At 58.9% G+C, this 15,666-nt stretch carries 15 protein-coding genes, 1 tRNA gene and 1 pseudogene; 12 read left to right on the forward strand and 5 right to left on the reverse strand.

The features are described from left to right. Window positions 1-105 precede the first annotated feature (105 nt). Together ATY79_RS14820 and ATY79_RS14825 are read left to right on the forward strand one after the other, a co-directional pair. Window positions 106-1,569: a D-alanyl-D-alanine carboxypeptidase gene (locus ATY79_RS14820; protein WP_189637142.1), complete on the forward strand. Its 1,464-nt coding sequence runs from the start codon at window positions 106-108 to the stop codon at window positions 1,567-1,569. Between the two features lie 109 nt (window positions 1,570-1,678). Then, on the forward strand, window positions 1,679-1,957 hold the full coding sequence (locus tag ATY79_RS14825; RefSeq protein ID WP_088692811.1) for a hypothetical protein: 279 nt from the start codon (window positions 1,679-1,681) through the stop codon (window positions 1,955-1,957). Here the strand turns inward: ATY79_RS14825 and ATY79_RS14830 are convergent, their stop codons facing one another. After that, window positions 1,958-2,395 (reverse strand): DUF1489 family protein, encoded by a 438-nt coding sequence (locus tag ATY79_RS14830; RefSeq protein WP_016554039.1) that lies wholly within the window; start codon window positions 2,393-2,395, stop codon window positions 1,958-1,960. A 59-nt stretch (window positions 2,396-2,454) separates the two neighbouring features. Further along, window positions 2,455-3,861 carry an L-serine ammonia-lyase gene (locus tag ATY79_RS14835; protein ID WP_088692812.1) on the reverse strand — a complete coding sequence of 469 codons (1,407 nt, stop codon included), beginning with the start codon at window positions 3,859-3,861 and terminating at the stop codon, window positions 2,455-2,457. Window positions 3,862-4,046: 185 nt separating this feature from the next. Here ATY79_RS14835 and ATY79_RS14840 point away from each other — a divergent pair, with 185 nt between their 5' ends. Both ATY79_RS14840 and ATY79_RS14845 read left to right on the forward strand, forming a co-directional pair. Then, window positions 4,047-4,811, forward strand: a complete 765-nt coding sequence (locus ATY79_RS14840) for a DUF599 family protein (protein WP_088692826.1) — start codon at window positions 4,047-4,049, stop codon at window positions 4,809-4,811. Then, window positions 4,812-5,798 carry a DUF1624 domain-containing protein gene (locus tag ATY79_RS14845; RefSeq protein ID WP_088704226.1) on the forward strand — a complete coding sequence of 329 codons (987 nt, stop codon included), beginning with the start codon at window positions 4,812-4,814 and terminating at the stop codon, window positions 5,796-5,798. Here ATY79_RS14845 and ATY79_RS14850 read toward each other — a convergent pair whose 3' ends face one another. Together ATY79_RS14850 and mgtE are read right to left on the reverse strand one after the other, a co-directional pair. Then, complete coding sequence (locus ATY79_RS14850; protein WP_016554043.1) at window positions 5,799-6,191, reverse strand: MerR family DNA-binding transcriptional regulator; 393 nt, start codon at window positions 6,189-6,191, stop codon at window positions 5,799-5,801. Between the two features lie 77 nt (window positions 6,192-6,268). Further along, complete coding sequence (gene mgtE, locus ATY79_RS14855) at window positions 6,269-7,684, reverse strand: magnesium transporter (protein ID WP_189637144.1); 1,416 nt, start codon at window positions 7,682-7,684, stop codon at window positions 6,269-6,271. Between the two features lie 164 nt (window positions 7,685-7,848). Between mgtE and ATY79_RS14860 the strand changes: the two genes are divergently transcribed. Together ATY79_RS14860 and ATY79_RS14865 are read left to right on the forward strand one after the other, a co-directional pair. Further along, window positions 7,849-8,343 (forward strand): peptide deformylase, encoded by a 495-nt coding sequence (locus ATY79_RS14860; RefSeq protein ID WP_088692815.1) that lies wholly within the window; start codon window positions 7,849-7,851, stop codon window positions 8,341-8,343. A 246-nt stretch (window positions 8,344-8,589) separates the two neighbouring features. Then, on the forward strand, window positions 8,590-8,958 hold the full coding sequence (locus ATY79_RS14865; protein ID WP_088704227.1) for a hypothetical protein: 369 nt from the start codon (window positions 8,590-8,592) through the stop codon (window positions 8,956-8,958). A 60-nt stretch (window positions 8,959-9,018) separates the two neighbouring features. Here ATY79_RS14865 and lipB read toward each other — a convergent pair whose 3' ends face one another. After that, complete coding sequence (gene lipB / locus ATY79_RS14870; RefSeq protein WP_088704228.1) at window positions 9,019-9,738, reverse strand: lipoyl(octanoyl) transferase LipB; 720 nt, start codon at window positions 9,736-9,738, stop codon at window positions 9,019-9,021. A gap of 172 nt (window positions 9,739-9,910) precedes the next feature. Here lipB and ATY79_RS14875 point away from each other — a divergent pair. The 6 genes and pseudogenes from ATY79_RS14875 to ATY79_RS30525 all read left to right on the forward strand — a co-directional run. Further along, window positions 9,911-9,995: transfer RNA gene (locus ATY79_RS14875), tRNA-Leu, on the forward strand. 268 nt (window positions 9,996-10,263) lie between these two features. Beyond that, complete coding sequence (locus tag ATY79_RS14880) at window positions 10,264-11,142, forward strand: DMT family transporter (protein ID WP_088704229.1); 879 nt, start codon at window positions 10,264-10,266, stop codon at window positions 11,140-11,142. A 97-nt stretch (window positions 11,143-11,239) separates the two neighbouring features. Then, entirely contained in the window at window positions 11,240-11,947 is a 708-nt protein-coding gene (locus tag ATY79_RS14885; RefSeq protein WP_088692819.1) for a hypothetical protein, read from the forward strand. Window positions 11,948-12,031: 84 nt separating this feature from the next. Next, window positions 12,032-14,041, forward strand: a complete 2,010-nt coding sequence (locus tag ATY79_RS14890) for an acetyl/propionyl/methylcrotonyl-CoA carboxylase subunit alpha (RefSeq protein WP_088704230.1) — start codon at window positions 12,032-12,034, stop codon at window positions 14,039-14,041. A 99-nt stretch (window positions 14,042-14,140) separates the two neighbouring features. After that, entirely contained in the window at window positions 14,141-15,409 is a 1,269-nt protein-coding gene (locus ATY79_RS14895) for a hypothetical protein (RefSeq protein ID WP_088704231.1), read from the forward strand. A gap of 133 nt (window positions 15,410-15,542) precedes the next feature. Beyond that, window positions 15,543-15,666 (forward strand): annotated as a pseudogene (locus tag ATY79_RS30525) (S-(hydroxymethyl)glutathione dehydrogenase); the annotation flags it as partial.

The raw sequence follows: 15,666 nt of genomic DNA on the forward strand, positions 1-15,666 counted from the left end.
GGCGAAACAAACGATTAATCATAAACGGATTGGTAACCCCGGACGGATAAATTTGGTGAGAGAGCGATCGCGCCGAGAGGGCGGGCGATCTCTCCAATATCCGAAATGCAAGCGAAGAGTAGAATAGTGCTAAGGTCAGTCTCCTCCGTATCCCCATCGCGATCCCGCAATTTTCTGATAAGAGCGGTCACGGCGTTGTCTCTCGCTGCCGGTATCGTCATGGCCGACTCGATCGATGCCGATGCGGAGGCTGCCAACTCGAAATATGCCGGCATCGTTGTCGATGCGAAGACCGGCAATGTTCTCTACAGCGAGAACGCGGATCGTCTGCAGTATCCGGCGTCCCTCACCAAGATGATGACGCTCTACCTGACCTTCGAAGCCCTGGAACAGGGCCGCATTCGCCTGGATACTCCAGTTCCCTTCTCCGCACACGCTTCCGCCCAGGCGCCGACGAAGCTCGGTGTCCGCGCCGGCGGTACGATCACGGTCGAACAGGCAATCCTCGGCCTTGTCACGCTCTCAGCCAACGATGCATCTACGGCTCTCGGCGAATTGCTCGGTGGCTCGGAGGATCGCTTTGCGCAAGTGATGACCGCCAAGGCACACGCGCTGGGCATGACGCGTACAACCTATCGCAATGCCAACGGTTTGCCGAATACCGCCCAGATGACGACCGCTCGCGACCAGGCCCGCCTCGGTATCGCACTTCGCCAGCATTTCCCGCAGTATTACGGTTATTTCTCCACGCAGAGCTTTAAGTTCGGCAATCGCATCATCCGAAGCCACAACCGTCTCGTTGGTTCTGTGCGCGGCGTCGATGGAATCAAGACCGGCTATACCCGCGCGGCGGGTTTCAACCTGGTGAGCTCCGTTCAGGTCGACGGCAAGTCGATCGTTGGAGTTGTTCTCGGCGGTGCGTCGACCCCTGCCCGCGACAATCAGATGCGCAAGCTGATTGCGGCCTATCTGCCGAAGGCATCCAGCCGCGGCGGTTCTTCGGAGTTGGTCGCCCAGACCCCATCGCAACCCGCAGCGCCTGTCGCGGAAACGCGCGTCGCTTCGGCTGCGGCTGAAGTCAGCGTGCCGCGCACTGCTCCGGACCCGCGCTCTCAGCCGGCATCTGCGCAGGTCGCGTATGCCGATGTCGCCCAGTCGAAGTCCGAAAATCCGCTACTCCAGCAAGAAATGCCCGCGCCGAAGAAGGTCAAGACGCAGGCCATCAAGCAGGCATCTGTCGCCACGCCGGCACCTGCGCCGGCCTATGTACCGCCGGAACAGGGTGACACCTCAGTCGACGAACTGACGACTGCCTCCACCAAGGAGGCGCAACTAACGGGGTGGGCTGTCCAGATTGGCGTTTCCGCAAGCAAGGAAGGTGCAATGGATCTGCTCGACAGCGCCAAGAGCAAGGGCGGCAAGGCTCTGCGCTCGGCGAAGCCTATCGCAGTCGCTAACGCCGGAAGCTATCGTGCTCGCTTCGGCGGCTTTGATGATCAGCGTTCTGCCGTGAACGCCTGCAACGCCCTCAAGCGGGCTGGCGTGAAGTGCTGGGCCACGGCTCAGTGATCAGCGACCTGCCGCCTGACATGCGCAGGCGGCAGTCTAGGACGTCGTGATCGGTGTTTTTGATCCGACGGAGTTCTGAGACTCGGTTTGTAATGCGTAGGGGATGAGAATGGCGATCAACGAGAATGTTCCGGAGTTTCCGCCACATGGCCGGGTGACCGGCAAGAATCCGCGAGCCGGTTTGCACCCACTACACGAAGCGGCTTTGCGGCTGGCAGAGGTGGGGTTGCAGCGGCAGAAGCCAAAGTCGGCAAAGACCAAGGACCTGATTAATCTGCTGTTGTGCCACGGCGCGCGGGCGTGGCGCTGCTCGCAGGCGGAAGCCAACATCCACCTTCATGTCACGTGTCCGGAAGGTCGGGCACCGGTAACGCTGCGCCTGCGCTGATCAGAGCAGGCCGAGTTCGGAGAGCTCGCGGCGAAGGTCCGCGGGCATTTCTGCAATCCCTTCTCCCAGGCTGTTCAAATCGCGCGGTACATCGTCCTGCGGATAATAGCGCCAGCCCTGGAAAGCTCTCTTCGGCTGCACGGCCGTTTCGATGACTTCAGGCCCAAGCACAAGATGGCATCGCGAGATTCCTTCGCCATCGGTAAAGGTCTGGATGTCGAGCAGTTTCTGGCGTGCTTGCACCTGCCCCTTGATCACCCAATAGAGCGAACCGCCGTCGAGTAGTTCCTCGACACGCTTCGGGACCATCCTTGTCGTATGTACGGAATGCGGCTCAAGCCCGGCCGCAATTGCCCGGAGAGAGCGTTCTGCGACCCATTCGCGCAGATCGTCAATCGAGTCCGCGCCTACGCATAATTTAATGAGATGCAATGCCATGCCGCCGTTGAAGTCCTTTTATCGGGCAACGTCAAGCGGCAAGTCGCATGTTCACAAAGTCAACATTCCACGACGTTGACGGCAAGCCCGCCGGTGGATGTCTCCTTATACTTCTCGCTCATGTCGTTGCCGGTCTGCCGCATAGTTTCGATGCAGGCATCCAGGGGAACGAAGTGCTTGCCGTCTCCCTTGATTGCCAGCGACGCCGCTGTAACTGCCTTGACCGCGCCGAGGGCATTTCGTTCGATGCAGGGAACCTGCACGAGCCCGGCAACGGGGTCGCAACTCATGCCGAGATGATGTTCCAGCGCGATTTCGGCCGCGTTCTCGATCTGCTCCGGCGTGCCGCCCATAACCGCCGCGAGGCCGGCAGCCGCCATGGCGGCCGCGGACCCTACCTCGCCCTGACAGCCGACCTCTGCGCCGGAAATAGAGGCGTTGTGCTTGATGATCCCGCCAATCGCGGCGGCAGTCAGCAGATAGTCGCGGATCCCGTTTTGGTCCCAGTCGTCGTGGAAATGCTCGTAATAGCGGATCGTTGCCGGGATGACGCCCGCTGCACCGTTCGTGGGAGCCGTAACCACGCGACCGCCAGCGGCGTTCTCCTCGTTGACTGCCATGGCGTAGACACTCAGCCAATCGTTCGCGAGCAGCGGGTTAATACGGTTGCTGCGCCACTCTTCCTGCAGTTTGTCATGAATCGCACGGGCGCGGCGGCGCACATTAAGTCCACCCGGCATGATGCCATCGACCTTGAGGCCGCGTTCGATGCAGGAGCGCATGGCTTCCCATATGCGATCAAGGCCTGCGTCCAGTTCCTCGCGGCTGCGCTGCGTTTCCTCATTGGCGCGCTTCATCTGCGCGATCGAGAGGCCGGAACGCGCGGCCATGTCGAGCATCTGCCTGGCTGAGGAGAAAGGATACGGAACCTTACGCGAATCGGAAGGTACCTTCTTCTTGGCGCGCATCTGCTCGAGCTCGGTGTCAGTCACAACGAAGCCGCCACCAACGGAATAGTAGATGCGCTTGATCAGCATCCGACCGTCCTTGTCGAAAGCGGAAAGCGACATGCCGTTGGCGTGGCCCGGCAACGGCAGCTTCTTGTCAAAGATCAGATCGTTCTTCGGTTGGAAGCTGTAGCTCGGATGGCCGGGCGGCGAGATGCGTCCGGAGCGTTCCACCTGATCGATAATACCGTTCATCTTGTCCGGATCGACGCTGTCAGGCTGCTCTCCCATCAACCCGAGAATGACTGCCCTGCCCGTCCCGTGTCCGATGCCAGTATGCGCCAGCGAACCGTGCAGACTAACCTTGATGGACGCAACCTGAGCGCCAGAGGTCGGACGCGGCCAATCGTCCGATAGAATCAGATCGAGGAAACGATTGGCCGCAGTCATCGGACCCATCGTGTGCGAACTGGAAGGCCCGACACCGATCTTGAATACGTCGAAAACGGAAAGGAACATGACTGCGTCCTATAAAGTTGCTGCGTAAATCTACGCTAACGGCTCTCGTGATCACTGCGATGGACCGACATGGCATTTCACGCATGCGACATCTGTAAAACGAAGTGCTGCGGCTTGCCAGTCATTGCAGCGTGCGCCCGCATCTGTAGAGTGGCGCGGCGACAGGAACCTGATTCAATATAATGATGACGACAGCGGATTACATTGCACTGGTGTTCTTTGCGGCGATCTGGTTTGGCTACGCGCGCCTGCTGCAGGGTGCGAATTTCTTCGGCAGGACCAGCCTCACTCATGCCATGCGGGAGCGCCGGCGCGAGTGGATCTACAATTCGCTCCGGCGCGACCTGAAGATGATCGACACCCAGATCATGGCCGGCCTGCAGAACGGCACCGCATTCTTCGCGTCGACATCGATTTTCGCCATCGGCAGCTGCTTTGCCCTGCTGGGCGCCACGGAGAAGGTCGATGCCGTCTTTGCCGACCTGCCCTTCGTCTTTCATAGCGGGCATGCCGTCTTCGAAATGAAGGTCGGCGGCCTGGCGGCGCTTTTCGGATATGCCTTCTTCAAGTTCGGCTGGTCGTATCGCCTGTTCAACTACTGCACTATTCTTTTCGGCTCGATTCCGATGATGCGTGACAGCGAACAGGATGTGATTGCCGCCGAGCGGGCGGCCGAACGCGTCATCCGCATGAACATCATTGCTGCCGGTCATTTCAACGAGGGGCTGCGCGCCATTTTCCTCTCGATCGGTTACCTCGGCTGGTTCATCAACCCCTATGTCTTCATGCTGACGACGACGATCGTCATTGTCGTCCTGACAAGGCGGCAGTTCTTCTCTGAGGCGCGTCTGGCGATCATGGACGCTCAGCCGTCATCAAATCTCCACCTTTCTCCTATTCCCCGCGCTGAGCCTTCGAACGATGGCAACGATTCATCCGAGGGATTGTGAATGACGGCTCTGGCAACGGAAACATATGCGAGCGTTAAGCCGCCTCGCATCGGCTTGCTGGATACAGCGCGCGGTGTCGCCCTGCTCGCGATGGCGAGCTATCATTTCACCTGGGATATGGAGTTCATGGGCTACCTTGCCCCAGGCACCGCCGAAACCGGCTGGCTGAAGCTCTATGCCCGCGCCATCGCATCGACGTTCCTGTTCATTGTCGGCGTCAGCCTGGTGCTCGCAAACACGCCGGAGATTCGCTTGCGCTCGTTCTGGAAGCGGTTTGCGATGATCGCTGCTGCCGCGCTTGCGATCTCGGTGGTGACGCGGTTCGTCTTCCCCGGGGAATGGATATTCTTCGGCATTCTCCATTGCATCGCGGTCCTCAGCCTGCTTGGCCTTGTCTTCCTGCGTCTGCCCTTGCCTTTCACCATCGCCGCGACCGCTGCAGTCACCGCGGCATGGGTCGTGGATACCTGGGTTGCGCCGGATCTACTGCGCTCGCCGATCTTCAATCCGCGCTACCTCGCCTGGATCGGACTCGCCGAGATGCCGCAACGATCGAACGACTATGTTCCGATCTTCCCCTGGGCGGTACCTTTCCTGCTTGGCATGACGGCGACCTTGCTTGCGATGAGGACGCGGCTGCTCGACAAGCTCGCACGGCTTGGCACAGGCTCAAGCCTGCCGGCGAAGGCCGGGCGCCATAGCCTCGCCTTCTACCTGATCCACCAGCCTGTGCTGATCGCAATTGCCTACGGACTATCCGTGATTATTCCGCCCGCGAAACCGGATCCTGTCGAAACCTACCTGAGGCAATGCAATGCTTCGTGCGTGATGCAGGAAGGCGAAGCGGTATGCCGCAGCTTCTGCCAATGCACCCTCGATAAACTGCAAAATCAAAAGCTCTTTACGGAATTCCAGTCTGGCGCCATCAAGCCGGATGACGGGCGGATCATGGCGCTGGCGAGCGAGTGTAGTGCCAACACGCAATAATCAGGTGCCGACGCCGATATCGGCCAGACGACCGAGGCATGCCTCTTCGATGTTGTCGAGTTCGGCCAAGGTGTCGTCGATGTCCTTACGCTTCTGGCGTAGATCTTCGCGCTTCTCATCGACGCGCTTCATCAGGAGCTTGAGCTGGCCCAGCTCACCCGGCGGCTCCTTGTAAACCTGAATGATCTCGCGGATTTCCGCGATGGTAAAGCCGATGCGTCGGCCACGCAGGATTTCCTGGATGAGGCGGCGGTCCGCTGGACGGAACAACCGTGTGCGTCCACGGCGCTCGGGATGAATCAATCCTTCGTCTTCGTAGAACCTCAGCGTACGCGTTGACACTCCAAACTCGCGCGTCAATTCGGTTATGCTATAGTATTTGCTGACCGGCATGGGCTCCCCACCACTAAGGTAGCCAATAATATTGACTTTTACGTAATAGTCAATTTCTGCAACGAAATTCGAGCCGGCTAAATTCCGAACCACCATGTAGCGATGCCGAGAAAGGCAAAAAAGCCCGTGCAATCGGTCACCGTCGTGACAAAAACTGATGACGCAATGGCCGGGTCTGCTCCCACCTTATGCAACAGCAAAGGCAGCAGAATTCCGGCAAGGGCTGCCGCAAAGAGGTTGATAATCATCGCAGCGCCGATCACGAAGCCCAACTGGTAGTCGTGAAACCACGTGGCGGCGATGGCGCCCATGATGACCGAGAAGAGCGCGCCGTTGGCGATGCCGACGCCCGCCTCTCTGCGGATGATGCGGCCTGCGTTGTAGATATCGATGTCGCCGGTCGCCAATGCGCGGACAGTAACGGTCATCGTCTGCGTGCCCGCATTGCCGCCCATGGATGCCACGATCGGCATCAGCACGGCGAGCGCGATCATCTTCTCGATCGATTCGTCAAACAACCCAATAACGCTTGCAGACAGCAAAGCCGTTCCGAGGTTGATCACCAGCCACAGAAAGCGAGAGCGGACGGTCGAGAAAACATTGTCCGACAGCTCTTCGTCGCCGACACCGCCCAGACGCTTGATGTCTTCGTCGGCTTCCTCATGAATGACATCGACCACATCATCGATCGTAAGCACGCCGACCAGCCTGTCGTTCTCGTCGACAACGGCGGCGGAGAGAAGGTCGTACTGCTCAAAAAGCTGGGCGGCTTCTTCCTGGTCCATCTCCGCGGGGATCGGATGATTCGTCTCCCGCATGATGGATTCAATCTTTGTCTGCCGCTTGGTACGCAGGATCTTGTCCAGATCGACGGCACCCAACAGCCTGAATGTCGGGTCGATGACAAAGATCTGCGAGAAGGAATATGGCAGGTCTTCCTCGTCGCGCATGTAGTCGATCGTCTGACCGACCGTCCAGAACGGTGGCACCGCGACGAATTCCGTCTGCATGCGGCGTCCAGCCGAGCTTTCCGGATAATCGAGCGCACGCCGCAGCCGCACGCGTTCGGTAAAGGGCAGCTGCGCAAGGATCTCCTCGCGGTCCTCGGTGTCGAGATCCTCGAGAATGTAGACAGCATCGTCCGAATCGAGTTCGCCGATAGCGGCGGCAATCTGCTCGTTCGGCAGCTGGTCGACGATCTCGCGACGAATCGTTTCGTCGACCTCGGTCAGCGCCGTCATGTCGAATTCGTCGCCAAGGAGACGAACAAGCGCGAGTCGCTGGTCTGGCTGCAGCGATTCGAGAAGATCGCCTATTTCGGATTCGTGCAGGCGGGCAACGTGCTGGCGCAGGAAGATCGTGTCGCGATCGGCGATGGCTGCGCCTACGAGCGCCAGAAAATCGCCTCGGACGTTGCCACTTTCGTCGTAGATGTCGGCGTCGCTGCTGTCTGGCCGCGGGCGGACGAGCTCTTCTGCGTCGTTCGTCATGATTTGCCGCCCTCGCATCCGGTTGAAGTTCAACGACTAAGCGTCGAAATATATGAGTTTGTGCTAGCCGAAACCTCATAGTCCGTCCAGCCGCAAACGCCTCGCGTGGATGACAATGCATGTGCGTAGCGATAGTTTCCGCGCAACTGAAATCAGGAACCCCGCCATTGGCCATCCGCCCCATATTACAGTTCCCCGATGTCGGTCTTAGAACCGTTTGCGAGCCCGTCGACGTCTTTGACGAGCGATTGCGTGAACTCGCGGATGACCTGCTGGATACGATGCGGGCCGCGCCAGGGGTTGGCATCACCGCCGCGCATATCGGCGTCTTCCGTAGGCTCTTCGTGATAGAGCTGAGCCGTGGCGAGGGCGTGCGTTTCTATGTCAACCCGGTGGTCACTTTTGCTTCCGACGACACGATTCGCCATGTCGAAGGGAGCGTTTCAATGCCCGGAATGACCGACGAGGTAGTGCGGTCCAAGGCCATTCGCGTTCGTTACCGCGACCTGAACGGCGCCGAGCACGAGGAAGAAGCGGAGGGTTTCCTCGCAGTCTGCATCCAGCACGAGATCGATCAGCTCGACGGCATCTTTTGGATACAGCGCCTCTCACGGCTCAAGCGCGAACGGTTGGCCAAGCGCTGGGATAAGATGCGAACATAACCGTTATTTTTACAGAATTAATCTCGTGTTGATTGTGCAAATACAGCCAGCACGCGCTCTGGAATAAGAAACAAAGTTCCATCACGAAACTGTCAAATTAGGTCGCGGATCTGTGATTTCATTTGATAAAGCAGCAGCGCATGCGTGATTTTTCGCCCACATTCTTGCCGCAATTCAAGCGCGAACTCATCGTTGCCGAGGGTTTGGTATCGTTGTCACTACAACGAAGAATTGAGGATATTTCCCATGCGCTTCAAATTTGCTGCCGCCGCTTCCATTCTCGCCCTCGGCCTGGCAAGTGCGGCCTTCGCCCAATCGCAGTATTCGAACGACTACAGTAACGACAGCGACGGGTTTGCGCCTGTCCAGATGACGCCGAAGAAGCCGGTTCACTACGTCAATCGCAAGGCACCGGAATATTCCGACGACTACACGAACGACAGCGACGGCTTTGCCCCGACGCGGACGTCTTCGTCCGTAGACAAAATGACGACCGCGAGCGTCAAGCCCCTGGCCGACTGCGACTACATGAAGACGAACTCCAGGGTGCATACAGCCGGCGGCGACAGCGGAGCTTCACACTCGGATGCCTGCCGCGACATCGGCGACAAATAGACGTCGACTGCAAGGGGTCGGGCATCCGGCCCTTTGCGCCTTCCTCGAGAGGGCTTTGGATCACCGATCATTGACAGTCTCGCCGAAGACCGATTCGAACGCCTGCCGAAGGCGGATGTCGACATCAGCCATCATGACTGGCAGGCCAAGATCGACGAGGCTCGTAACGCCATAGGCGGAAATCCCGCACGGAACGATTCCGCCGAAATGGTCGAGATCGGGTTCGACATTCAGCGATAGGCCATGGAAGGTCACCCACTTTCGTAGCCGGATGCCCAGCGCAGCAATCTTGTCTTCAGCCATGGTGCCATCGGGCAAAGGCGCTTTATCAGGTCTGCGCACCCAGACGCCCACACGGTCCTCGCGCCGCTCGCCGCGGACATTCATCGAATCAAGTGTACGAATGACCACCTCCTCGAGTGCGGCAACAAAGGCGCGCACGTCTTGGCGTCTGCGCTTCAGGTCGAGCATGACGTAAGCAACACGCTGGCCTGGCCCGTGGTATGTATATTCACCGCCGCGGCCGGTCGCGAAGACAGGAAACCGATCGGGTTGCACTAGGTCTTTGGCATCCGCGCTGGTTCCCGCCGTATAGAGAGGCGGATGTTCCACGAGCCAGACGAGTTCGTCGCCGCCGTCCGCGATCGCAGCGACCTCGTGCTCCATGTTTTCCACAGCCTCTTCGTAGGGCACGAGCCCGTCGGCGATGCGCCATCGGATCGGCCGCGAGCCTTCACGGGGCAACATGGAGAATTCGATATCTGTGCGTAGCATAGCCATTCCTTGTCGCTGCTGCGCCTGGGGCAGCGTTGCGAAGGTCTATATGGCCTCGTTTCAAGGGCGATTCAAATGCTGTGATTTCTTTTGAAAAAATCTGCCATATCGCCCTTGTGTACCCCAAACGCTTTTGCTACATGCTGCCCCGCCGGCACAAATCGGCACCTACCACGATGCGGTCGTGGCGGAATTGGTAGACGCGCAGCGTTGAGGTCGCTGTGGGGCAACCCGTGGAAGTTCGAGTCTTCTCGACCGCACCAACCATCCCTGGGATGGTTATCAAGAGTTCGGCTCTTCTCTTTCATCTTCGATCGGAGATAACCCCAGGCGCGGTATTGGCTGCGACTTGTGGACACGACTGCCGAGTGTGCGAACGCTCGCGTCCGCTATGCGCTGCTATGTCTGCAGTGCGTCTTCGGCCCCTTCACCCCAACCGTGACTTTCTGTATAGCCCCTTGGACCGAATATAGAATCTCACTGATGCACAATTCTCCCGAACACCAAAATCCTCTGCAGGGAATGGCTCTGATGGCGGGCGCCATGCTCGTGTTGCCGGCGATGGATGCAATCGCGAAATACATGGCGACATTCGAGGCGATGTCGCCGGGCCAAGTGACATTCTACCGCTTCTTCTTCCAGCTCGTCTGCACTCTGCCGTTTCTGTTCGTGATCTTCGGCCGCCAGGCCCTACACGCCAAACGCCCCTGGATGAATTTGTTGCGCGGGATCCTCCACGGTGCGGCGAGCTTGCTCTTCTTCGTTGCAGTGAAATACATGCCGCTCGCGGACGTGTTCGCGATCTACTTCGTTGAACCCCTCATGCTTACTGCGCTATCGGCAATTTTCCTCGGTGACAGGGTTGGATGGCGTCGATGGATGGCGATTTTCGTTGGTTTCGGCGGTGCAATGATCGTCATACAGCCGAGCTACGAAATCTTCGGCTTGAAAGCGCTCTTGCCTGTCCTTTGCGCCTTCCTGTACTCACTTTATCTCTTTCTGAACCGGGCAATCGGTGATGCCGATTCACCACTGACGATGCAGACGATGGCGGGCATCGGCGGTACTGCCTTCATGGCGGCGGCATTGATTGTGGGTAATGGACTCGGCATCGGTGATTTCCACGTCTCCTTGCCCTCCTCTGCGTTGGCGCTCGCTCTGTTGCTGATTCTCGGCACGATTTCGGGCTATGCGCACATGGTCATCGTCCGCGCTTTTCGGCTGGCACCATTGTCGCTCCTTGCACCGTTCCAGTATTTCGAAATCATCTCCGCGACGGTGCTTGGCTACGCGCTGTTCGGCGACTTTCCGAACGCTTCGAAGTGGATCGGTATCCTGATCATCGTCGCTTCCGGTCTCTTCATCATCTGGCGGGAGCGCGTGCAGGCGCGATCGTTAAAAACGTCGTGATTGGGTGAGCGTGCCGTTAACAGTGCTTCTTGAGAGATCATCAATTCGCTCGCGGTAGAAGGGCCTTCGGCCTCATGATGAGGTTTGGAGACAAAAAATGAGCGAATTCCGTCTCGCTTTTCCGGCATGTGTGATTGCCGGGAAGCATCGGCTGACGGCCGAAGATATAAGTTTGCTGCGCAAGCATACCTTTCCGGAAGGCATCCGGACCGCGGACGACGTGGTCGCCATGCTGGCGCTGAACAATTCCTGCCCCGAAAAATGCCCTGAGTGGAGTTCCTTCTTTGTGGAGCAGCTCGCTGGTTTCATCGTCAACTACACTTACCCTCAAGGATCCCTCGACGAGATCAATGTGGCCTGGCTCATGCGCATGGTCGCGACAGATGGCGTGGTCAATTCGGCGCTAGAGCTTGAATTGGTTCTGCACGCAATGGAAATCTCCGCGAACGTGCCGGATGAGCTGCGCGCCTTCGCACTCGACCAACTGCGTCTTGCGTTGACAGAAAGCGTCGGCGGCTACAAGCTGTGTCGCGCAGTGGATCGAAAGGGCATCACGCGCCAGGATATCGACTACGTCATGCGGATTCTGCGCGGTGTCAGCGATGCCGGCGTCATCAATGCGCCGCCCCTCACCTGGAGTGTTATGATGCGGATCGCGGAGGAAACGCTGCCAGCCGCAAATCATCCGCGTTGGGCAGACATTCTATCAGCGCTCCAGCTCGTGGACTACGCCGAGGCCCCGCGCCGCAGCCGGTGGCTCAGGATCGTGGATGACAGCTTCGGTGGCGAAACCGCGGTCGCCTGACACCCTCGGATATTCTTTCGGCTGATTGTGCGTTCCGGTGTTTATGCGTAAAACTCCGGAACGCATATTTTGGGTGGAGTCTCCATGTTCAAGAAAATCCTGATCGCGAATCGCGGCGAGATCGCTTGCCGCGTTATCAAGACCGCGCGCCATATGGGAATTGCGACGGTAGCGGTCTATTCGGATGCGGATCGGGATGCACTCCACGTGGATATGGCTGATGAGGCTGTTCATATCGGTCCCGCGGCAGCCGCCGAAAGTTATCTCGTCGCGGATAAGATCATCGCAGCCTGCAAGCAGACCGGCGCCGAAGCGGTCCATCCCGGCTACGGTTTTCTGTCCGAACGAGCGTCGTTTTGCGAGGCATTGGAAAAGGAAGGAATTGTCTTCATCGGTCCGAAGCCGAAGGCCATCATGGCGATGGGCGACAAGATCGAATCGAAGAAGTTTGCCAACGCCGCCAAGGTCTCGACCGTCCCCGGCTATCTCGGCGTGATCGAGGATGCGGGTCACGCGGAAAAGATCGCCGCCGAGATCGGCTATCCCGTTATGATCAAGGCGTCCGCCGGCGGCGGCGGCAAGGGTATGCGGATTGCGTGGAACGAAGTGGAAGTGCGCGACGGTTTCGACCGGGCACGTTCCGAAGCGAAGAGTTCCTTTGGTGACGACCGTGTCTTCATCGAAAAATACGTTGTCGAGCCCCGCCATATCGAGATTCAGGTGCTCGCCGACGCGCACGGCAACATCGTCTATCTCGGCGAACGCGAATGCTCGATTCAACGCCGCAATCAGAAAGTCGTCGAAGAAGCGCCCTCGCCGTTCCTCGATGCCAACACGCGCGCGGCGATGGGTGAGCAATCGGTCGCGCTTGCCCGCGCCGTGGAATATCAAAGCGCCGGCACAGTCGAATTCATCGTCGATCGTGACCGCAATTTCTATTTTCTGGAAATGAACACGCGCCTGCAGGTCGAGCATCCGGTTACGGAGCTGGTGACCGGTATCGATCTGGTCGAGCAAATGATCCGCGTTGCAGCTGGCGAGAAGCTTCCGTTCGTGCAGGGCGACATAAAGCTGAACGGCTGGGCGATCGAGAGCCGGTTGTATGCCGAGGATCCCTATCGCAATTTTCTGCCCTCGATCGGTCGGCTGACGCGGTATCGCCCGCCTGCGGAAGGCAGGTCCGGAAGCGCCATCGTGCGCAATGACACCGGCGTCTTCGAGGGTGCCGAGATTTCGATGTACTACGACCCGATGATCGCGAAACTCTGCACCTGGGCACCGACACGCCTGGAGGCGATCGAAGCGATGAATGAGGCGCTCAACGGTTTCGTTGTCGATGGAATCGAACACAACGTCCCCTTTCTCGCCGCCCTGATGAAGCACCCCCGCTGGCGCGAGGGGCGCCTGTCTACCGGCTTCATCGCCGAGGAGTATCCGGATGGCTTTGCGCCGATGGTGCCCGATGCAGACCAGCAAGCGACTCTCGCGGCGGTCGCTCTTTCGGCCTCTCTCATTGAGGCCAATCGTCGAGAGCGCTTCGCCGACCGCTTGCGCGCTCCCACCGGTGCGACCCGCGACGACTGGACTGTCAGGCTCGGTGACAGTTACGTTGATGCGCGTTTGGTTGACGGGCTGGTGACGATCCCGTTCGACATGGACATCGAGATCGGTGGCAGGATTTCCAACGTCGTCACCGACTGGAGACCCGGCGACGCCGTTTGGCACGGCAAGGTCGCGGGCCAAAACGTAATTGCACAAATCCGCCCGGTTCTTAACGGTCACAGGCTGGACTGGCAGGGGATATCTCTGAAGGCCAAGGCGTTGATGCCGCGGCACGCCGCGCTCGATAAGCTGATGCCGGTGAAGCTTCCGCCCGATACGTCGAAGCTGTTGCTGTGCCCGATGCCCGGCCTCGTCGTTTCCATTGCCGTGGTCGAGGGCCAGGAAGTCAAAGCTGGTGAAACGCTTGCCGTGGTGGAAGCCATGAAAATGGAGAACGTCCTGCGCGCGGAGCGAGATCTGGTCGTCGGTAAAATCAACGCCAAGCCCGGAGAGAGCCTTGCTGTTGATGCCGTCATTCTGGAATTTGCCTGACCAGCGCCCTGCCGCCTTTCCTGTCTCGCCGGTCAGGTTTTATTAACGGCTGACTGCCTATCGTGGTCCGCCCGGCAGGATGCCGGGTGGAGGTAGCAAATGACGGCGCTGCAATCGGCGATCCTCTTGCTGGTCACAAATGTCGGCCTTCTTTGGCTTCTGATGCGCGTCCCGCTGGGACGTAGAACCATCTGCCTCAGCCGAACCTATCAATGCTCCCCCGACATACTCTGGAACGCGATGAATCCCGCTGGTTCGGAGGCGTCGTGGCACCACTCGGTCATCAGCAGTCGTGCGCTTGCTAATCGATGCGGTATCGTGGAGCAGACTTACCAGCATCTCGACAAGAACGGTGCGCCGTCGCGCCGACTGCTTGCGTTGGAACCGCTGCCATCGGTCGCGAAGAATGCCCAAGGATTCCAGGCTCGCATCATCGATGACAGCACGCTCGATCCCTCATTCTGGAACGATTACCGGGAGCGGCGCATCATTCGACCAACACCGGATGGTGCCCTGCTGGAGGTCGAGCAGACGGACAGATACCGCGGACTGGCTTTCCTCATGTTTCGCTATTTTGTTCTGCGCCGGGAAATGAAGGCGCTCGACGGATGGTTGAAGACAGGCGAATCGCTGCCGCAGGGTCACTTTGAGCGACCGTGGGTCCAAGGCGGTCTTGCTGTGGTATCGACTCTGCTGCTCTGGCCCTTCTTTGGGTTCGATGCGGGTGGCCTGATGCTCTCGACCTTCCTGACGCTGGTCGTCGTGTTGCATGAATTGGGGCATATGGCGGCCTACCGCATGTTCGGTCACGCATCCGTCAGGATGATCTTTGTCCCGTTGCTTGGAGGCATCGCTATCGGCGGGAGGCCATACCGCTCGCTGTTCGAGGTGGCAACCTGTGCGCTGATGGGCGCGGGAATGTCGGCCGTTGTGGTTCCAATTCTTGCGGTCGCCGCGCAGCTTTCGGATGCCGGCCTACTGCCCGTGGCGTCACGCGGACCTCTGCTCATTTTCATGTTGATCCTCGGCGCTTTCAACTTGCTGAACCTGCTGCCGATGAATCGTTTCGATGGAGGTCAGGTTCTTCGGCAGATCTTCCGTACGCGAAGGTCGCAGATTGCAGCCAGTTTTGTGGTGACGCTCTGCATTCTCGGCATTGGATTCGAGGTCGGTTTGCCCGCGAACATGCTGACGGCGGGCCTGCTCGTCTTCACGCTTGTCAGCCTCGTGAGTGGCGGTTCGGTGAAGCCGCGCCAGATGCTCGAAGAGATGAGGGATGGCGAGCGCATGCTGGTTGCCTTCGGTCTCTACGCGGCCATCGCAGTACACGGCTATGCCATTATTTTCGCAACTGAAACGCTCTTTTGACGCAGGCCGTATAACGCCTGGCGCAATCAGTGTATTCGGAAGGGAAACTCATGGTCACGGACAGTTTTTCCTTGAGCCGTCCGCGCCGTGCGTGCAAAGGTCCGCGCTATCAAATCAGCAGGAGACACCTGACATGGACGTTCGCGCCGCCGTTGCCGTTGAGGCTGGAAAGCCGCTTGAAGTGATGACCGTTCAGCTGGAGGGACCACGGGCCGGCGAAGTGCTGGTCGAGGTGAAGGCGACGGGCATCTGCCACA

The organism is Rhizobium sp. R693 (genome assembly GCF_002211315.1).
Classification (GTDB): Bacteria; Pseudomonadota; Alphaproteobacteria; order Rhizobiales; family Rhizobiaceae; genus Rhizobium.